We start from the raw sequence: 18,596 nt of genomic DNA, 5'->3' as shown, positions 1-18,596 counted from the left end.
GCTCAACGTTCTTGTGCGCTCGAGAGGTCAAGTTCGGTGGACGTTAAAGAAGCTATTTGCTGTTTGACCTGCACGAGCTCGTCCTTGAGTTGGTCAACTGTGACCCGGTATTTGTCGAAGAGAGCTGTTCGGCGCCGAGCCAGTATGAAACTGATGACTGCGGCGATAATGGCCAGTGGGAACGCTATTAGTAGGGCCCAACCGGATGCGGCGAAGAAGTCCGTCGCAACGGGGAGAACCTGTTGGAATGCCCGGAAGTCGTTCATCCCGCCAACTAGTCCGTTCAGAGCCGTGTCAAGTGAGCCCATGTACTGCCCCACTATGGGGGTCTCGGACAACGATGGAGCGATCAGGGGAGGTTGTGCTCCTGTGGACCAGCGGGATTCACGGAAATGCTTCAGGATGTAGAACCCAACACCCACGTTGATGGCCGCGAAAAGTAGCACCGAATAAAAAGCCGTCCAGTGAAACTTGTTTCGGCGCAGGAGTCCGGCGCCTAGTGCGAAGACTCCGGCCACTGCCCAAGGCAAGATGTGGAGCTGCTCGCTGTTTAGGCCACTTAATGGATCCAAGGAATTTTCCCCTCTTTCTGTTTGAAGGGATGCTCGTCCGGACCCCGGGACAGCCTATCCCGGAGGTGGATTTGAGTTGAAACGTGACGCCAAGACGTGCCAAGAGTGCACGCTCGACGACGGCGTTGTTCCGTTTTTGGGGAAGAGGTTAGATGGTCTCTTTGGCGGGATGACCGCCGTCGACAAGGTCTAGCTTCGGAGTCCGACTGCCACTTCGCTGTGCGGCCGCGCCAGCAAGAATGACGAGCGCGATGCCCGCAATCTGCAATATCGAGGGGGACTGGCTCAGTACGAGCAGCCCAATAATTACCCCGAAGGCAGGTTCGACGGCGAGCAGCGTACCGAAGGCGGCGTGGGCCATGCGGCGGAGGGCGAGCATCTCCAGCCCGAACGAGATGACGGGCGTGATGAGTGCAATTCCCGCGGCGAGGAGCAGCACCTGCCAGTTGACGTTCCCGGTGGCGACTTGGGGGAGTCCCACGATTGTGGTGAACACCGCGGCGATGGGGATGGTCAGAGAGAGGCCGCTGATGCCTGAGAAACGATCGCCGACGAGTTGCGTGAATACGTTGTACAAGCCCCAGCAGGCGCCAGCGGCCAGCGCAAAGCCAACGCCGATCAGGTCGATCTCTCCGTGCCAAGGCTCGGTCAGCAGGACCACTCCTGCCAAGGCCAGCAACGGCCAGATGAGTGAACCGCGCTTCTTGCTGGTAATCGCCGCCACCGCCAGCGGGCCGAGGAACTCAATCGCCACGGCGGTGCCCAGCGGGATGCGCTCGATGGCCGCGAGGAAGAAGGTGGTCATGAAGCCGGTGACGAGACCAAGTATCAGCAGCGTTGGAATGTCCTTCCGGCGGATTGACCGAAGCTGCGGCCTAGAGATGAGCCAGAGAAACACCGTGCCGAAGCACATTCTGAGCCAGGCTGTCCCTGCAGGTCCAACTTCCGCGATCACTGTGACCGAGAGGGCGTTCGATAGCTGGATCAGCAGCATCGCGGCGATCGCCAGCGACCATGGCGGGATTCCTGCCGTCGTGCGTTGGGAAATCATGATGCGAGCTTCCTTCTCGTCGTCCGGACCTGGGTACCTGGCCCATTGGGGGTTGATATCTCAAGCATCGGGGTTCTCCGTTTTACGTGCTGTGCCAACTCCGGGCTCAAAAACCGTCAGGGTGAACCGGGCCGGGTCGCTATTCGGGTTCTCATAGGCGTGAGCAGTGTCGCCGTGGAATGTGAGGGCATCGCCGGGGCCGAGATCGTGGGCGGAGCCATCAACTTCAACGGTAATCCGGCCTTCCTGAACGTGCAGGAGCTCTCGCGTGCCGGCCGAGTGGGCCTCGCTCTCATGCCGCTCCTGCGAAGCCAGGGTCCAATCCCAAAGCTCGACGACGTCGGGCAGTTCCGTGCCTGCCACCAGCACGCCTTGGCCGCCGTGTTCACCGCGCCAGAGTACAGCGCCTTGACCCTTGCGGGTCACCTTCGCCAGCCGCGGGGCTGGGGGCTCGACTAGCGAGGGGAGGCCCACGCCCAAGGCATCGGACAACCGCAACAGTGTGCCGACGCTCGGGTTCACCAAACCCTGCTCCACGTTCACCACCATGCGGCGGCTGACTCCCGCTGCCTCCGCGAGCTGGTCGAGCGTCCAGTCCCGGCCCTTGCGTTCCGTCTTTACCCGGGCGCCGATGACGCGCGCCAAGGCCTCTGCAGCAATATCCATATAGGGCAGCATAGTGCACTATTAGGGAAATGGGTTATTTTGGCGGTCGCGGCGGTGAGCTTCGCGCTAGTTGCACCGATCAACAAAAAAACCGCTCAACCACAAGGAGGCATCCCAGTGCTTGAGCGGTTTTTATCAGTCCGGCTGGCTGGATTTCAGGCTGCAACTTCTTGGTCTCCAGCTACAGGGCTGCCCCTGCGGTGATGAAGCCCTTCTCGACCATCCAATCGAAGGCGACGTCGGCAGGATCTCGCCCGTCAACGTCGACCTGAAGGTTCAGGGCACGCATGACGTCGTCGGTGAGAAGGGGTGAAAGTGGCTCGAAGATTTCTTCGAGCTCCGGGAATTGCACGAGCATCTCTGAATTGAACACCGGGGCAACGTTGTATGCGGGGAAGAACTGCTGGTCGTCGGCCAGCACAGTCAGGCCGAGCGCATCGATCCTGCCGTCGGTGGCGAACACCTCACCGAAGGTGCAGTCGCCGGAATCCGTGGCGCTGTACACAGCTCCGACGTCATAGAGGCCGATGTTCGCTTCTGGAACACCCTCGGCAGTTCCTCGCTCGATGCCATAGTGCGCGAGCATCGGGGCGAAGCCGTCTGGGCGGGAGTTGAACTCGGGTTCTACGCAGAACGTCCGCTCTGCCGCGGGCACCTTCTTAATGTCGGAGAGAGTGCTGAGCCCGAACTTGGCCGCTGTCTCGTTGGTGACAGCGATCGCATAGGTGTTGTTGAGCGGTGCCTTGGCGCCCCAGGTGAGTCCGTTGCTGAGGTCTTCATCGTGCACGGCCTGCCATTGGGCATTCTGGTCGGGGATGCCTTCAGTGTGGCCCATGAAGCTCAGCCAGGCCGTTCCGGTGTACTCCCAGATGACGTCGGCATTGCCGGCGAGCATGAGTGAACGGGTGGGCTGGCTGCCTGGAACATTGGTGAGGTCGTTGGCCTCGAATCCGGCGGCATTGGCGGCAAGTACAGCCATCTTGCCGAGGATGAGGCCTTCGGTGTTATTGCGTCCGGTGACCGTCACCTCGACCCCCTCGGCGCCGGGGATCGCTTCGATGGTTCCCGGCCCAGCGGCCGGAATGTAGGAGGTGGCCGGGGCAAGCCCACAGCCGGACAACAGCGCAACGGAGGTGAGTACGGCGGTGGCAGTGCCCGTTATGCGGGCCAGCCGCGATGGGGACGTGCAAGTTGTGGCGCGCATTTAGAGTCCTTTCGGTCGGCACAGGTGTTCGACGACCCTGCCGGCCCAGTCGACGAGGAGAGCGAGCAGCGCCACGAGAAGCGAGCCGGTAATGAGAACCGTGGGGAGGTTCAGCTGGACGCCCGTGGTGATGAGGATCCCCAGGCCACCACCGTTGACGAATGCTGCCAGCGCCGCCGTGCCGACCAGAAGAACCAAGGCGGTTCGGATGCCGGCGAGCATGATCGGCACAGCCAAAGGAAGTTCAACCTTGAAGAGCACCGCGGTAGCTGTCATGCCCATGCCGCGGCCAGCCTCGACAAGTCTTTGATCGACGTGTTGCAAGCCAACCATGGTGTTTCTCAATACCGGCAGGACGCCATAGAGCACGAGGGCGATGACGGCCGGCCAGAATCCAAAACCGAGCCAGAACGCGAGGAGCACGAGCAACCCAATGGACGGTGCGGCCTGACCGATGTTGGCGAGGGCGAGAACCGGGCCGTTGAGCAACCGGAACCGGTTTCGGGTCAGCAGTACGCCGAGCGGAACGGCGATGCCTAGGACGATGACCGCAGCCAGGAGGGTCAGCTGGAGGTGTTGGAGTGTATAGCCCCAGAGTGCGGCGGGAGCGAGAGTGGTGAGCTCGGTCGCCGTGAGTGGTGCCAGCTGGAGCCAGATGACAAGGGCGACGAGAATCACGAGAATCGCGATGAGTTGGATGACGAGTGCGCGCCATGATTGCCAGCCCGTTGGCGCGTCGATGGTTCCCGCGACGTCACCGGTACCTTCGGATTCGAGTGCATCGGTGTCGAGAGCGTCTGTGCCCAGTATTTCGCGGTCAGGTGGCGTCACTGTGACACCTCGTCGTCGGGTACTTCTGCTGGGGCGGCGTCTGGTGCTTGAACGGGGATGGAACTCGTGTTGATACCGATTGGTGCGTCGCTCGACTCTCCTGCAGCCGATTCGTGTGCTGCCGTGATCGCCTCCATGATGGTCGTAACGTCGATGACACCCATGAAAACCTCACGCCTGCCTGTGACGAGAGCAGCGCCGGCGCTGGAGACGAGCATTGTGTCGAGAGCATCGTTGAGCGTCGCCTTGCTGCTGACAACGGGCAACTTGGGGTCCGGCGTCGTCGTCACCGTCGTTAGACGTCCGAGCTGCCGACGTGAGAGCCGCTGGATCGGACGCTGGCGATCGTCGACGATGATGGCATGCCCGTGACCTGCTGCGGTGATGCGAGCGAGGACAGCTGCCGCGTCGTCCCCTGGGTGTGCCACAGTGGCTTCCGCGAGAGCAACATCGCCGACCCGAGTTAGCGTCAGCTGCTTCAGGCCGGCGCCGGCGCCAATGAAGTTCTCAACGAACTCGTTGGCGGGGTTCGCGAGGATCCGTTCGGGGGTGTCATACTGCACGAGCTGGGCGCCCTCATTGAAGATGGCGATCCAGTCTCCGAGTTTCACTGCCTCATCGAAGTCGTGGGTGACGCAAACGATCGTTTTCTGCACTTCGGCCTGAATATGCAGGAGCTCATCCTGCAGTCGCTGCCTAGTGATGGGGTCGACGGCGCCGAACGGTTCATCCATGAGGAGCACGGGAGGGTCAGCGGCGAGAGCTCGAGCGACCCCGACACGCTGTTGTTGCCCACCGGAGAGTTCCTTTGGGAAGCGATTGCGGTACACGCCCGGGTCGAGCGAGACGAGCTCGAGCAGCTCATCGACGCGGGCAGCTATGCGTTTGGCGTCCCAGCCGAGCATCTTCGGGACAATGCCGATGTTCGCGGCGACGGTCTTGTGCGGGAAGAGGCCGCCGGCCTGGATCACATAGCCGATCTTGCGGCGGAGCCGGTCGCCGTTCATGTTTGTCACGTCGTCCCCGTTGATGACGATGCGGCCCTCGCTTGGTTCGATGAGCCTGTTGATCATCTTCAGGGTCGTCGTCTTGCCGCAGCCCGACGGGCCGACGAACATCACGATCTTGCCCATGGGGATCTCCATCGTGAGACCGTCCACTGCCGGTTTTTTCTGGCCTGGGTACCGCTTTGTGACCCGGTCGAGAAGGATTGACGCGCCGCTGACACCGGCTGCGTGTGGTGCTTGGAGATTGTTAGTTGCTTCAGACACGGATACCTCGGGGGATTGTCAGTCGGCCGACGCCGACAAGGAGGAGATCGAGCAGGAGGGCGAGAATAATGATCCCGACGACGCCGGTCACCACGGATTCCAACGAATTTGCGCCGCCTAGCCGGGAAAGTCCGGAGAAGATAAAGCCTCCGAGCCCTGGGCCGAGCGCATATGCTGTGATCGCGGCGATACCCATGATCATTTGTGCAGAGACACGGATGCCAGCCAGAATGACGGGCCAAGCCATGGGAAGTTCCACCTGCAGCAGGGTGCCCATTCTGGTCATACCGATGCCCCTCGCGGACTCCACCACCGTGGGCTTGATGGCGGAGAGGCCAACAACAGTGTTGCGCAGGATTGGCAGTGCCGCGTAGAAGGATGTAACGATCACTGCCTGAGTGACGCCGAAGCCGAACGGCACCACAAGGAGGCCGATGAGCGCGAACGACGGCAGGGTGAGGCCGATGGCTGAGACGGAATTGGCGGCGGCTACCAGGGATTTTCTCCGGTAGATCAGCGAGCCGATAGCAAGTGATAGTAGGGTGGCGAGCACGAGGCACTGGATGACCAGGCTGAAATGCTGCCATGCGGCAAAGAAGATTTGGCCGAGTCTTTCTGAGACGAAATCCGTCACAACTGCCTTTCTTCTTAAATTTTTCCGGAACGAACGATGATGATTACTCGATCGCATATTCGCGGGGATGCTGTACGCACGCGACGATGATCCGATACGGATTTAACGCGTGATTTCCATGGGAAATTGGCTCGCATTCCGCGAGTGCATCTCTTGAATGTGTGGCATTTTGACGAAGTTATTCGTTCACTTCGTTCGCGTGTGCCACCACACGACTTAACTGACTGTACCGTCTTGAGCGCCTCTTCTGTTCTACGAGGCCGCTCGCGGAGGGCTGTCTTGCTCGCTTCTGACGTCGTCTTCGCGGACTATCGAGGTTCATTTTCCGGGCCTATTTGCGCCGTCAATCCCGTCGAGAGAGAAGGCTAATTGCGTTCCGCCATGAGCCATGGATGCTCGAACGCCGACATCGACGGGACCGAATGCCGGTCCAGGCAGCATCGTGCCGCCGTCACCGCAGGTCGGGCGTGGCCTTCTGGCCATTGCCGGACTTCGGAAGCCACCGGGCAAGGGCTTCCAGAATGACGTTCAGGCCAATGTCGAATTCGTCGCCGAAGTCATAGCCGGGCTTGAGTACATGCTCGGCAGCAATCTCGACAAGGTGGGGGTAGTCGCCAGCGGAGAACAGCTCAACGATGGGTTCGGTGATCGCCGCTGCCGTGTCCGGACCGGTGAAGGGCAGCGCCGCCTCCTGAAGGGCAAAGCCGTAGATGTAGCTGTCAAGGAGGGCGTAGGCGTGCGCCGTTAGTACTACCGAAAACCCTGCGTTCCGCAAAACGCCAAGGGTCGCATCATGGTGACGGAGGGTTGCAGGTCCCGGTGTGCTCCGCGACTCCAGTAACCCGATGGCCCAGGGGTGGCGGCGCAGGGCTTGGCGGAGGGCATCGGCTCGACTGCGCATCTCGATTTGCCAGTCACCCTTGGTCGATGGCAGTTCCACCTCGCTGAAGACCATGTCGATGATGGCATCGAGAATCTCGACCTTGTTGGCCACGTAGTAGTAGAGGGACATGGGTTTGACACCCAAGGTTCCGGCGAGTGACCGCATTGTCAGCGCCCCAATCCCGGCCTCATCGGCGAGGTCGACGGCGCACTGCAGCACGCGTTCGCGGCTCAACGGAACACGGTCCTGGGTTGCCCCAATAATTTCTCCGGCTGTCATGGCCCAAGACTATCGCATTTTCGTACACTGTACGATACGCTTTCTTACTAAGTAAGGCGGGGGCTTGCTGGGAACACCAACAAGCAAAGGAAAGAAATCATGGCAAGCACCAGAAACCACAAAGTCCAGGCCGGGAATACCCAGCCGGGCACCCCTGACGCCGACTTGATGTCGGCCATTGTCCGGGACCGCTACGGTGATGCAAGCGTCCTGCAACTGGCCCGGATCAGCCTGCCTCCGGTCAAGGACAACGAAGTGCTGGTGCGCGTCCACGCGGCAGGCCTGGACAGGGGAACTTGGCACTTGATGGCCGGACGGCCCTATGTGGCCCGGCTGTTCCTAGGTCTTCGCAGGCCGCGCAATCCGGTGTCCGGCCTGGATCTTGCCGGGACGGTGGCAGCGGTTGGCAGTGCTGTCACCCGATTCAAGGTGGGGCAGGAAGTGTTCGGCTTTGGCAACGGTTCGTTCGCCGAGTACGCCACGGCCCGCGAGAGTAAGTTGGCCCTGAAACCGGCAGGGCTGTCCTTTGAACAGGCTGCGGCCGTCCCCGTTTCGGCGGTCACAGCGTTGCAGGCCCTGCGTGACGTCGGACGGGTTCAATCCGGCGCCAAGGTTTTGATCACCGGGGCCTCCGGCGGGGTGGGCAGCTACGCCGTCCAACTGGCCGTGGCGTTTGGGGCGGACGTCACAGGTGTGTGCACCACGTCAAAAATGGATTTTGTGCGCTCACTGGGTGCCGGGCAGGTCATTGATTACACCCGCGACGACTTTGCGGACGGCAGCCGCCAGTACGACCTCATTTTGGACTTTGCCGGGAACCCCTCGCTGTCCCGGCTCCGCAGCGCACTCACGGCCACCGGGACCGCCGTCGTCGGTGGTGGGGAATACGGCGGCAACCTTACCGGCATGGGCCGGCAGCTGGGGGCAGTTGTCCTCTCTCCATTCGTGTCCCAGCGGCTGAGGATGTTCGCTGCCAGGGAGCGTGCCGCCGACCTTGATCAGATCACTGAACTGATCGATGCCGGCAAGGTCATGCCGAGCGTGGACAGGACGTTCTCGCTGGCGCAGGCCGCTGAGGCCATGCGCTACCTCGAAGCAGGGCGGGTGCGCGGAAAGGTTGTCATCACCGTGTCCGCGCAGCAGTAAAGCAATTCCGGCCGCAAGGCCGTTCAAACATGCAACTACCCATTCACCACGTCAAGAAAGAAGAGAACCATGTCACCATCAATACCGTTTGAGGCCCCATCCAAGGCATCCCCGCCCGCGGGTCGTATGCCAGCGGCGCACCTGTTTGCGCTCATTGCCGGCGTCGTTCTGGGCACAGCCTCGGTGGGTGCGCTGGGAACGTCGCTGCCGCTGCAGTGGGCAGTGGCCGGCATGGCACTCGGCGCAGCCATGATTCTGCTGGGTGCCACCGGGCTCGGCCGTTCCATCACACCTGGCGCATCGCTTGCAGCAGGCCTGGGAAGCAGCGCGGCGTTCATGCCCGCACAGTTGAGCGGGCAGCTTGATCCGGAACTCTCCCGGTGGAAGTGGCTCGTCAAGTGGTTCCTCGCGATTCCGCATTACGTCATTCTCGCGGTCCTGTGGGTTGCCTTCCTCGTGGTGACACTTGCCGCCGGGGTGGCCATCTTGTTCACGGGACGCTATCCGGCGCCGTTGTTCCAGTTTGCCGTCGGTGTATTGCGCTGGAACTGGCGGGTTTCTTTCTATGCCTACGGGGTGCTGGGCACCGACCAGTACCCGCCGTTCACCCTGGCCCGGACTGCCTACCCGGCCGAATTTGATGTGGCTTATCATGAGCATCTTTCCCACTGGAAGGTGCTCGTAAAGTCATGGCTCTTCGCCCTGCCCCAGCTGCTGGTTGTCTCCGCCCTGTCCGGGGGCGTCGGGGCGTCGTCGTCGGCATCGGGGATTTCATTGGTGGGCGTGCTGGTCCTGGTCGCCGCCGTCATCCTGCTCTTTACCGGGGTCTATCGGATGGGCTTGTTCAACCTGCTCATGGGCCTGAATCGCTGGACGTTGCGCACCTTCAGCTATGTGGCGCTGCTGACGGACAAGTACCCGCCCTTCCGGCTGGATCAGGGGCCACTGGACCCGCCTGCCAGAAGCCTGGAAGCACAGATCGCCTAGCCGCGGCCCCACAGTGACAACCCGAGGAGCATGGACATGAATCAATTACGCACACGGCAGATGGTCGGCAAAACGGTGCTAGTCACCGGCGCAACCGGGGGCATTGGCAAGGCCACCGCCGTCGGGCTGGCAAAAATGGGCGCGCACGTCGCCATCACCGGGCGGGATGCGGGACGGCTGGGGGAGGCGGCCCGTGAAATACGTGCGGCCGGAGGCGGGCCCGTGGACACCTTCCTGGCCGACATGTCCTCGCAGGCCGAGGTACGGCGCCTGGCCGGGGAGGTCCTAGGGAAATATCCCCGGCTCGATGTGCTTGTCAACAATGTGGGCGGTTACTGGGACTCTCGGCACCTTACCGCCGACGGGCTGGAGCGCACCTTCGCCGTGAATTACCTGGCACCGTTCCTGCTCACGAACCTGCTCCTGGAACGGCTCAAGGCGAGTGCCCCGGCACGCGTGGTCACTGTATCTTCCAACGTGCAGGCAGTGGGGCGGATCGATTTCGATGACCTCCAAGGCGAGCAGAAATATTCCGGATCACGAGCCTACAACCAATCGAAATTCGCAAACATCTTGTTCAGCTACGAGCTGGCCAGGCGGCTGCAAGGCAGCGGCGTTACGGCGAACACCCTCCATCCGGGCGTGGTCAACACGGGGTTTGGGGCCGGAGACCCCGGCACCATCCAGCGCATTTTTGTTCCCTTCGTACGCCCGCTCATGAAAACCCCTGCAAAAGGGGCCGCCACATCCATCCATGTGGCGTCGGCACCAGAACTGGAACAGGTCACGGGCCGCTTCTTTGCCAATGGCCGGGTCAGGCGATCGTCAGCACAAAGTTACGACATCGCCGTGGCCATCCGATTCTGGCAGGTGAGCGCCGGTCTGGTTGGACTGCCCGCATCCACCTGAACCATATGTGGCTGAAGTACGACGGCGTGACTCGCCTGGTCTGCTGATTGTTGTGGACTTCGCTGAGGTACTTAGCCGGGTCGTTCCCTATTTGCTTTGGCACGGATATGCATTCGCTCGCCTTGTTCTCCGAATACGCTCAAGATCTCACCTGGCTGCTGGCCATCGCTGCCGAACCAGTGGGGAACATGGGTGTCGAATTCGGCCACTTCCCCTGGTCCGAGAATCAGGTCATGATCCCCGAGAATCAGTCGCAGGCGACCCGAGAGGACATACAGCCATTCGTAGCCATCGTGGGAATTGCGGATCGGTGTGTTCTTGGTGACGGGGATGATGATTTTCCACGCCTTCATCCCGCCGGGCTGTCGGGTTAGGGGTATCACTGTGCGCCCACTGGCATTGCGGGGCTTGAGTCTGAGCCGGGGATCGCCGACTTCCGGGGCGCCGACCAACTCCTCGAGCGGAATACGGAATGCCTGCGCCAAGGGTAGGAGAAGTTCCAGGCTCGGGCGGCGCTGCCCGCCTTCCAAGCGCGACAAGGTGCTTTTCGAGATTCCTGTTGCTTCGGCGAGGCTGGTCAGAGTCAGGTTACGTTGCATTCGCAGCCGCCTTAGCCGTACTCCGACCTGATCGAGGGCCGACCGGATGGCGGTGTTTGTGTCGTTGTCCATATGCTCATCCAATGCCCGTTTCCCGGAATCAGCAACGTTTGTTGTCGGTCCGAGGATTTCCGGAGAACCTTGAGGGCATGAGCGATTATGAAGTAGTGATAGTAGGCGGCGGAGCCGCAGGGTTGTCGGCGGCGTTGCTGCTGGTACGGGCACGCCGCAAGGTTCTAGTTGTGGATGCCGGGGAACCAAGAAACGCGCCTGCTGCGCATTTGCACGGTTTCCTGTCCCGGGACGGCTTGCCGCCCGCTGAATTGCTGGCTTTGGGCCGAGCTGAAGTGAAAGCCTATGGGGGCGAGTTCCTCGAAGGCGAAGTCAAGGACCTTCTGCCGTCCGGCGGGTCAGGATTTTGGGTGGTGCTGGCGGGTGGTCGGAGGATTTCCGCCGGGCGCATCCTTGTTGCCAGCGGGCTACGTGATGAACTTCCTGATATCCTCGGCCTTGCTGAAAGGTGGGCCCGTGATGTTTTGCACTGCCCCTACTGCCACGGCTACGAAGTCCGTGGCCGGAAACTGGGTGTGCTCGGTGGATCACCCGACACGGTTCGATACGCACAAATTGTCCGTCAGTGGGCCGAGGATGTCGTGTTGTTCGCACCAGCCGGATTCTTAACGACGCTTCAGCGCTCGGAGCTGGCAGCTCGTTCGATCGGGATTGTCGAAGGGAGCGTCAGTAGAGTCATCGTCGAAGATGATCGCCTGCGCGGGGTCGAAATTGACGACGGCAGCATTGTCCTGCGTGATGCATTGTTCGTACCGCCGCGTTTCGTGCCCAATAGCGAACTCCTGGCTCGTTTGGGCTGCGAGCTGGACGAAGCCGGTTGGGCGCTGAAGGACGACACCGGACAGACCACCGTATCCGGGGTATGGGTAGCCGGCAATGTGGCTAATCCCCGAGCCCAGGTAATTACAGCGGCTGGCGAAGGTTCGGCTACAGCTATGGCCATCAACGCTGACTTGGTCGACCAGGATGTCCGAAGCGCCGTCCACGTATTAAGCATGGGCTCCTAAAGGCAACATGCTTTGACACTGCTTTCCGGCACGAACAGTTCAGTCTTACTCAAGGAGTAAACATGTCCAAGCTATCCATCGATCCCCGCCCCGCACAGGCTGCACCGCCGAACAAACATCAGCTGGCTCTCATGATCTGGCTAGCAGTGTTCCCCACACTGACCCTGATCAATCTGACCTTCGGAGAATGGCTCGGAACCCTTCACCCCGTGCTGCGTACCTTTGTCCTGGCCACTGTCGCGGTCCCGATCGTCATCTACGGCATCATGCCGCACTTGCACCGCCTGCGGGGCCTGCTTCTCACCGGCACCGCCGTCAAATAGCCGCTGCCCGCGATCGGTTACGCAAGGGCGTCGAGCGGCTGGCTTTCCTTAGCGGGTGCTGGTGTTGACTTCGCGTGGTGCTCCGACGCCGGCGTTGGGGGTGGTGGGGCGCTTCGCCTCCGACCTGAGGAGTACGTCAAGAATTTCACCGACGGCGACCTCGTCCAGCCCTTCACGGCGTAGCGGTTGATTCGGATGCAGCTCGTAGAAATTGCGACTGCCTACCCGGCTGCGGGTTAGATAGCCGCCCTCGACCAGGTCCGCCACAATTCGATGTGCAGCCCGTTCCTGGACTCCCACACGTTCGGCGATCTCACGGATCCTGATTCCGGGGTGGCTCGCTACGCAGTAGAGCGCATGCAAGTGATTCGTCAGGAAACCCCATTCAGTCATGTCATCAATTCTATCTGATATTCAGGACATGTTTTCATTGACATGTCTTATGTGACAGAATACCGTTTCTCGTGTCGGCTAGGTGACTTCACCGTCGACATGCGTCGCGGATCTGAGCGGATTGGAGACACCAACCGCATTTGAGACGCCGGCGTCAACCACGCGAAGTGGCTGGCGTCATGGCGCATGGAAGGATTCATCATGGAGCGACAGACCCCTTACCCCCTCGTTCTCGACGGCGATTATTCTCCTCATCTGAGCCGTTGGCTTTGGCTCGTCAAGTGGCTGTTGGTCATCCCGCACGTCATCGTACTGTTCTTCCTATGGATCGCGTTCCTTGTGATGTCGGTGGTCGCGTTCTTCACGATCTTGGTCACGGGCCGCTACCCGCGGGCGATCTTTGACTTCAACGTAGGCGTGCTGCGCTGGACCTGGCGGGTCGGCTACTACTCCTACAATGCCTTGGGCACCGACAGTTATCCGCCGTTCAGTCTGGCCGACGATCCAAATTACCCAGCACGGCTGTCCATGGAGCATCCACAGTCGCTCTCACGCGGGCTCGTGTTGGTTAAGTGGTGGCTGCTTGTGCTGCCGCACTACCTGATCACCGGTGTGTTCACCGGCGCTGCTTTCGCCGGTTACAGCCAGATGAGTGATAGTAATACCTGGGCCTACGGTAGTGGCCTCATTGGTCTGCTGGTCTGCATCGCCGGAATCATCTTACTGTTTGCTGGCTTCTACCCCCGCGGCTTATTCGACCTCATCATGGGCTTGAACAGGTGGGTGTTCCGCGTCAGCACCTACGCGGCACTGATGTCCGACCAATACCCGCCGCTCCGACTCGACCTGGGCGGCCACGACGTACCAAGCTCCGCGGACGCACACACCATGCCCGGGCCGGATCCGCTGCCAGCAAGCTGAGATTTTCCCGCACACGCAGTCGCACCGGACTACTATCAACCGGCCAAGCCAACTTCGAAGGAGAACACCATGGCCACCAACACGCACGCCACCCCGCCCCTCAGCCCTTCAAGCTCGAGACGCCGAATGCCGCCAATGAGAAGGATTTCCTTGACCGCCGGCGTGCTGTACGTGCTCACATTTGTCTCCATCCCCACCCTCGCGCTGTACAAGTCGGTGAAGGATGATGCAGGCGCCTTCGTTCTTGGCGCCGGCAGCACCACCGGGGTGCAGTGGGGTGCCCTGTCCGAGGTCGTCGTCGGCCTTGCCGGAATCGGCACCGCCGTGGTGCTGTACCCGGTGGCCAAGCGGATCAGCCAAACCGCCGCCTTGGGGTTCGTGGCAGCCCGACTCGTGGAAACTTGTCTCATCTTTGTCGGCGTCGTCAGCCTGCTCTCGATCATCACGCTGAGAAACGATGTGGCCGGAACGGCGGGCACGGACTCGGCCTCGTTGGTCACGATGAGCTACAGCCTGGTCACAAGCTACAAGTGGACGTTCCTGCTCTCGCAAAGCCTGATGCCAGTAGCATGTGACATGTTCTTGGGCTACGTGCTGTATCGATCCGCTCTGGTGCCCCGGATCTTACCGATCATCGCCTTCATTGGGGCCCCGCTGCTGCTGGCCTCTGACATCGCGGTCTTCTTCGGCGCATACGGCCAAGTGTCACCGATCGCCGCCCTTGCCGCGCTGCCCGTCGCCGTGTTCGAACTCTCCCTCGGCATCTGGCTGATCGCTAGAGGGTTCAAGGCCACACCGCTGACAGACGACGGCGAGCCAGTCCGCCCCGGCCGCCCCGACACCCACCGAACGGTCCAGCCGTGAAAACCCGGACCGCCACGCCATCCGTGGCCTTTGCCACGCCAGAACTATCGCTTTTTCGCATGAACCTGATGCGTGTCGGCTACCTCTTTATGGGCGTGGGCCTAGTCATCGTCAAGTGGCCCCTGCTCCTCCATGCCAGCTCCTTGCCGCTGTTCGAAGGCGTGGTCACCTGCCTACTCACGGCCATGTCCCTGCTGGCGTTCCTAGGGTTGCGTTACCCTGTTCGGTTGCTGCCCATCCTGCTGTTCGAGTGCATCTGGAAGATCATCTGGCTCTCAGTAGTGGCCCTGCCGGCTATCCTCGCCGGCGACGTCGACAACGCCACCAACGCTGTGATCTTCAACTGTTCACTGGTCGTCATTATTCTGGCTGTCGTTCCGTGGGGGTACGTGTGGCAGCGATACGCCATGGCGCAGGGTGACCGGTGGCACTGATGTCCGGCATCGAGGCCGTGAGTTCCGACCAAGCTCACGCAACGGTCGACGTCGGTGATACCCCAAGTGGCGAGGTTCAGCGTCTCGTCGATATTGCCAAGGTTTTGGCCTTCGCCGCTGTGTGGGTAGCCCTAGTCAAAGGTGGCCGAGTAGCTCAGGAGCCCATCCCGTGAACATCGGCAGAACCAGCAACGGTCCCACGACGCAGCATCTGGCCGTCCCCGGCGGAATGATCGCGTACGACATCCAAGGCACGGGACCCCTCTTGCTTCTCGTTCCCGGAATGGGTGACCTCCGGGCTGCCTACCGGTTTCTCACACCCGCGCTCGTGAGCGCAGGCTACGCGGTCGCCGCCGTCGATTTACGGGGGCACGGCGACAGTGATCCCTCGTTCGCTGATTACGGGGATGTCGAGACGGCTGCAGACATAACCCTGCTACTGCGCAAGCTGGGAGCCCCGGCCGTCATCGTCGGCAACTCAATGGGCGCCGGCGCCGCCGTAATCGTTGCGGCTGAGACCCCGGACCTTGTCGACGGTCTCGTCCTCATTGGACCATTCGTCCGGCAGCCTGCCTCCAGCACGGCGTTCTCCCGGCTGTTCCTGCGCCTGCTCATGGCGCGCCCATGGGCTGCAGCAGCGTGGAAGGCCTACATCCCGAAACTGTACGCTGGCAACCGACCCACGGACTTCGCTGACTACCTGGCCGCCATAATTGCGTCCATCAAGCGCCCCGGCTACACACGAGCATTCAGCCTGACCACCCGGACAGATCATAGGCGGGCAGGCACATGCCTGTCTGACGTTACCTCGCCCACGCTCGTTGTCATGGGCGACAAAGACCCCGACTTCTCAGACCCGAAGGGTGAGGCCGACTGGATTAGCCGGACCCTGGGCGGGACCACCGTGATGATCGAGGACGCCGGCCACTACCCGCAGTCACAGCAACCGGAACTCACTTCGGCAGCCATCATTCGATTCCTCGGAACAATTGCCTGACCACTGACCACTGACTGTTAGGTGTCGGGCTCCATCCAGGACTTGTGGCAAGGTTCCGTTGATATAAAGCACCACTTGATGCGCGTGGATACGGTCTCGAAGCCTTTTCCTGTCCGTATTGAAAGGAAGCAACCATGAAAACGCCCCAACGTTTGGCAAGAATTGCGGGGATTCTTTATCTCGCCGTCTCCATCCTGTCAGGCTTCGCCGTCGGATTCGTACGTCCCAAGGTGTACGTAGCCGGAGATGCTACCTCCACCGCCCAAAACATTGCCGCCAACGAAGGTCTGTTCCGACTCGGGTTTCTGGCAGACCTGACACAATCTGCCTGCATGCTGCTGGTCGCTATGGCCTTGTGCCTGCTGTTCCAGCAAGTCAACAAGAATGTCGCCCGGGCAATCGTAGTTTTCGCTGCAGTTAGCGCCGCCATCCAGTGTCTGAACCTGGCACCGTATCTTGCGGCACTGAGCCTGGCCACCGACTCCTCTTATGCGGCTGCATTCGGCCCAAGCGGGGCAAATGCTCTGGTCCTGCTCCTGATGGACCTGCAGCACTCAGGGTTCCTTATCGCGCAGGTCTTCTTTGGGCTGTGGCTGCTGCCGATGGGCTACCTCGCGTTCACCTCAGGCATGTTCCCCAAGGCGCTGGGCGTGTTGCTGATGATCGCATGCTTCACCTACCTGGCCCACCTGCCATTCGCGTTCCTTTGGCCGGAGGTTGGCACGATACTCACCCCGTTCGTGGCCATTCCGACGACGTTGGCCGAGGTTTGGATGGTCTTGTACCTGCTGCTCAGGGGCGTGAAGGTACCTACGCAGAACGCCCAAGTTTCCGTCCCACCCTGAGTCGCTCGGCCTGTGATTCGGTGCCAACCACGCTGACCGCAGCAAAAGACTGCTTGGCAAACACAAAGGGCCCCTAAAGCGTCACCTGCTCAGCGGCGCACCGCTCCGGACCGCCGTGACGACGTCGAGGATTGCCTCACTAGTAACGGCGGCATATTTCTCGTCTGAGACAAAGGACGCGTGGGTGGCGCCAGCGATGACTCGATGTGCAGTGTTAGTCGACAAGGCGGCCATTGCCTGCTGCTTTGCGGGCCAGTCGGCAGTACTTCCGCTGCCAGCTGTCAAGACGATCAAGGGTTTGTTCGCAAGGGTTTCTAGAGTGGCCGCTTGTTCCATCGAGGTATTCGCCTCGACATACTCGTTGATCGTGCTCTCAAGCTGGTCGGCTTTCGCGACGCTGGCGCGGGCCTCGTCCCGAGAAGCAGGTGGCAGGCTGCCGTAGTCGAACTGGCCGTAGATGCGGCCAAGACCAAAGCGGGCCAAACCCGAAACCAGTGCGGATACGCGACTCATGATGTTGTAGGAGTCCCCATCTTCCGTCGGTGTCGCCCTCGGTGTCGCCCTCGGTGTCGCCCTCGGTGTCGCCGTAAATTTCGGTGCTGTGGAGTCGATCAGCACCATGCCGGCCACCTCGTCGGGGTAGAGGGCTGCGAAGGCTTGCACGTAGAGACCACCAAACGAATGACCCGCCAGCACATAGGGCCCGGCGATGTCTCCGCGATGCAGCAACGTGTGGAGGTCAGTCGCAATCTGTGTGCCATCCTGGGCCGCATCTGAGGGCTGGCTCCACCCGCGACCCGCCCGGTCGTAGACGCAGACTCGGGTGTCACGGGCAACGGCAGGTGTTGTCCACCCGAAATCAGCGGACATCTCGCCTGCACCTGGTTCGAGCACGACTGTGGGGCTACCCGAGCCGGTGCAGTTCAAGCGCAGGCTGTGTCCGCCGACATCGATGAGCTGGCCGACCATCGGGTGGGCGCTTGCGTCCACCGCTTCCGTGACTGTTTCGTAGCCGCCGCCGATCGAGGCAAGAGCCAGCAACGCGAAGAGCGGATAGATGAGCCAGTATCGGGTCCAACTGCGAAGCCGTCGATGGGCTCGAACCGTCATCCAAATCACCAATGCCAGCAAGGTGGGCGGCCACACCCAGTTGATCACTCCGTTCACCGGGGAACCGAACACCACCAGAAGAAGTCCGCCCACTGCCATGAAAAGCGCTGGAGCGGTGGCCCACAGCTGTGGCTGATCGGTGAATCGTACCGAGAGCACGACGAGTATCGCCCAGCCCAGCGCGAATCCGCACAGGACAGCTCCCCTGATGTTGCTTTCGTCTGGCGGGACGAACGGGACGGTAACGAGGAGTAACGCGGCAAGTAGTCCTGTGGCCAGCGAACCGGTCACGATCCAGCCGATGGGCCCCCTTGGGTGGGGGTCAGGGGCATGGGCCAGATGGCTCTGCTCGGCGTCCTTCGGGGTGGGTGTATTCGTCACGATTGACTCGATTCCCAGGACTGCTGGCGTCGCGCGAGTACAGCCATCTGCACTTGTGGCACGTGCCGTCTACTCGAGACTATAGTATTTTCGCCAGCTTGAACCAGCCCAGTGGAATGCTGATTATTCAGCGGTGGGAGTGGCAGATTGTGGTTCTCCTTTCCGGGAGTCGGCGAATGGATTTCCAGAAGAAAGTCGCGTGGAACGGGGGTGATTT

Annotated in this window: 23 protein-coding genes; 11 read left to right on the top strand and 12 right to left on the bottom strand. The window is 61.2% G+C overall.

The window, feature by feature from the left end:
• Positions 1-2: 2 nt before the first annotated feature.
• The 8 genes from ACP7B9_RS06795 to ACP7B9_RS06760 form a co-directional block, all read right to left on the bottom strand.
• Positions 3-572: a hypothetical protein gene (locus ACP7B9_RS06795; protein WP_425861928.1), complete on the bottom strand. Its 570-nt coding sequence runs from the start codon at positions 570-572 to the stop codon at positions 3-5.
• A gap of 148 nt (positions 573-720) precedes the next feature.
• Complete coding sequence (locus tag ACP7B9_RS06790) at positions 721-1,623, bottom strand: EamA family transporter (protein WP_425861926.1); 903 nt, start codon at positions 1,621-1,623, stop codon at positions 721-723.
• 60 nt (positions 1,624-1,683) lie between these two features.
• The gene (locus tag ACP7B9_RS06785; RefSeq protein ID WP_425861924.1) at positions 1,684-2,289 is read right to left on the bottom strand and encodes a helix-turn-helix domain-containing protein; all 606 of its coding nucleotides are present in this window, start codon (positions 2,287-2,289) and stop codon (positions 1,684-1,686) included.
• Between the two features lie 181 nt (positions 2,290-2,470).
• Complete coding sequence (locus ACP7B9_RS06780) at positions 2,471-3,493, bottom strand: glycine betaine ABC transporter substrate-binding protein (protein WP_425861923.1); 1,023 nt, start codon at positions 3,491-3,493, stop codon at positions 2,471-2,473.
• The gene (locus ACP7B9_RS06775) at positions 3,494-4,234 is read right to left on the bottom strand and encodes an ABC transporter permease (protein ID WP_425862564.1); all 741 of its coding nucleotides are present in this window, start codon (positions 4,232-4,234) and stop codon (positions 3,494-3,496) included.
• Positions 4,235-4,320: 86 nt separating this feature from the next.
• Positions 4,321-5,484, bottom strand: a complete 1,164-nt coding sequence (locus ACP7B9_RS06770) for an ATP-binding cassette domain-containing protein (RefSeq protein WP_425861921.1) — start codon at positions 5,482-5,484, stop codon at positions 4,321-4,323.
• 103 nt (positions 5,485-5,587) lie between these two features.
• Entirely contained in the window at positions 5,588-6,229 is a 642-nt protein-coding gene (locus ACP7B9_RS06765) for an ABC transporter permease (protein WP_425861920.1), read from the bottom strand.
• A 451-nt stretch (positions 6,230-6,680) separates the two neighbouring features.
• On the bottom strand, positions 6,681-7,391 hold the full coding sequence (locus ACP7B9_RS06760; RefSeq protein ID WP_425861919.1) for a TetR/AcrR family transcriptional regulator: 711 nt from the start codon (positions 7,389-7,391) through the stop codon (positions 6,681-6,683).
• Positions 7,392-7,490: 99 nt separating this feature from the next.
• On the opposite strand from ACP7B9_RS06760, the gene ACP7B9_RS06755 reads away from it, so the two are divergent.
• From ACP7B9_RS06755 to ACP7B9_RS06745, 3 genes are all read left to right on the top strand, one after another.
• Complete coding sequence (locus ACP7B9_RS06755) at positions 7,491-8,537, top strand: NAD(P)-dependent alcohol dehydrogenase (protein ID WP_425861918.1); 1,047 nt, start codon at positions 7,491-7,493, stop codon at positions 8,535-8,537.
• 69 nt (positions 8,538-8,606) lie between these two features.
• On the top strand, positions 8,607-9,524 hold the full coding sequence (locus ACP7B9_RS06750) for a DUF4389 domain-containing protein (protein ID WP_425861916.1): 918 nt from the start codon (positions 8,607-8,609) through the stop codon (positions 9,522-9,524).
• Between the two features lie 36 nt (positions 9,525-9,560).
• Positions 9,561-10,433 carry an SDR family oxidoreductase gene (locus ACP7B9_RS06745; RefSeq protein WP_425861914.1) on the top strand — a complete coding sequence of 291 codons (873 nt, stop codon included), beginning with the start codon at positions 9,561-9,563 and terminating at the stop codon, positions 10,431-10,433.
• A 71-nt stretch (positions 10,434-10,504) separates the two neighbouring features.
• On the opposite strand, the gene ACP7B9_RS06740 is transcribed toward ACP7B9_RS06745, so the two are convergent.
• Complete coding sequence (locus ACP7B9_RS06740) at positions 10,505-11,104, bottom strand: helix-turn-helix domain-containing protein (RefSeq protein ID WP_425861912.1); 600 nt, start codon at positions 11,102-11,104, stop codon at positions 10,505-10,507.
• A gap of 77 nt (positions 11,105-11,181) precedes the next feature.
• Between ACP7B9_RS06740 and ACP7B9_RS06735 the strand changes: the two genes are divergently transcribed.
• Together ACP7B9_RS06735 and ACP7B9_RS06730 are read left to right on the top strand one after the other, a co-directional pair.
• Complete coding sequence (locus tag ACP7B9_RS06735) at positions 11,182-12,111, top strand: NAD(P)/FAD-dependent oxidoreductase (protein ID WP_425861911.1); 930 nt, start codon at positions 11,182-11,184, stop codon at positions 12,109-12,111.
• Positions 12,112-12,173: 62 nt separating this feature from the next.
• Positions 12,174-12,434: a hypothetical protein gene (locus ACP7B9_RS06730; RefSeq protein WP_425861909.1), complete on the top strand. Its 261-nt coding sequence runs from the start codon at positions 12,174-12,176 to the stop codon at positions 12,432-12,434.
• 48 nt (positions 12,435-12,482) lie between these two features.
• Here the strand turns inward: ACP7B9_RS06730 and ACP7B9_RS06725 are convergent, their stop codons facing one another.
• Positions 12,483-12,827, bottom strand: coding sequence for a helix-turn-helix transcriptional regulator (locus ACP7B9_RS06725; RefSeq protein WP_425861908.1), 345 nt, complete (start codon positions 12,825-12,827; stop codon positions 12,483-12,485).
• A 201-nt stretch (positions 12,828-13,028) separates the two neighbouring features.
• On the opposite strand from ACP7B9_RS06725, the gene ACP7B9_RS06720 reads away from it, so the two are divergent.
• Positions 13,029-13,748: a DUF4389 domain-containing protein gene (locus ACP7B9_RS06720; protein ID WP_425861906.1), complete on the top strand. Its 720-nt coding sequence runs from the start codon at positions 13,029-13,031 to the stop codon at positions 13,746-13,748.
• 35 nt (positions 13,749-13,783) lie between these two features.
• Here ACP7B9_RS06720 and ACP7B9_RS06715 read toward each other — a convergent pair whose 3' ends face one another.
• A complete protein-coding gene (locus ACP7B9_RS06715; protein WP_425861904.1) occupies positions 13,784-13,927 on the bottom strand; it encodes a hypothetical protein in 144 nt (47 codons plus the stop codon).
• On the opposite strand from ACP7B9_RS06715, the gene ACP7B9_RS06710 reads away from it, so the two are divergent.
• From ACP7B9_RS06710 to ACP7B9_RS06690, 5 genes are all read left to right on the top strand, one after another.
• The gene (locus tag ACP7B9_RS06710; protein WP_425861903.1) at positions 13,899-14,612 is read left to right on the top strand and encodes a DUF4386 domain-containing protein; all 714 of its coding nucleotides are present in this window, start codon (positions 13,899-13,901) and stop codon (positions 14,610-14,612) included. The genes ACP7B9_RS06715 and ACP7B9_RS06710 overlap by 29 nt on opposite strands.
• Positions 14,609-15,046: a hypothetical protein gene (locus ACP7B9_RS06705; protein ID WP_425861901.1), complete on the top strand. Its 438-nt coding sequence runs from the start codon at positions 14,609-14,611 to the stop codon at positions 15,044-15,046. The genes ACP7B9_RS06710 and ACP7B9_RS06705 overlap by 4 nt, the downstream gene beginning before the upstream one ends.
• The gene (locus ACP7B9_RS06700; RefSeq protein WP_425861899.1) at positions 15,037-15,219 is read left to right on the top strand and encodes a hypothetical protein; all 183 of its coding nucleotides are present in this window, start codon (positions 15,037-15,039) and stop codon (positions 15,217-15,219) included. Before ACP7B9_RS06705 ends, ACP7B9_RS06700 begins: the two co-directional genes overlap by 10 nt.
• Positions 15,216-16,043 (top strand): alpha/beta fold hydrolase, encoded by an 828-nt coding sequence (locus ACP7B9_RS06695; protein WP_425861897.1) that lies wholly within the window; start codon positions 15,216-15,218, stop codon positions 16,041-16,043. Before ACP7B9_RS06700 ends, ACP7B9_RS06695 begins: the two co-directional genes overlap by 4 nt.
• A 134-nt stretch (positions 16,044-16,177) precedes the next feature.
• Positions 16,178-16,888, top strand: coding sequence for a DUF4386 domain-containing protein (locus tag ACP7B9_RS06690; protein WP_425861895.1), 711 nt, complete (start codon positions 16,178-16,180; stop codon positions 16,886-16,888).
• Between the two features lie 81 nt (positions 16,889-16,969).
• Here the strand turns inward: ACP7B9_RS06690 and ACP7B9_RS06685 are convergent, their stop codons facing one another.
• The gene (locus tag ACP7B9_RS06685) at positions 16,970-18,379 is read right to left on the bottom strand and encodes an alpha/beta hydrolase (protein WP_425861893.1); all 1,410 of its coding nucleotides are present in this window, start codon (positions 18,377-18,379) and stop codon (positions 16,970-16,972) included.
• Positions 18,380-18,596: the final 217 nt, after the last annotated feature.

Source organism: Arthrobacter sp. TWP1-1, assembly GCF_049897845.1.
In the GTDB taxonomy this organism is placed as follows: domain Bacteria; phylum Actinomycetota; class Actinomycetes; order Actinomycetales; family Micrococcaceae; genus Specibacter.
Note: the sequence above shows the minus strand (reverse complement) of the source record. Positions and strands in the feature narration are given on the sequence as shown.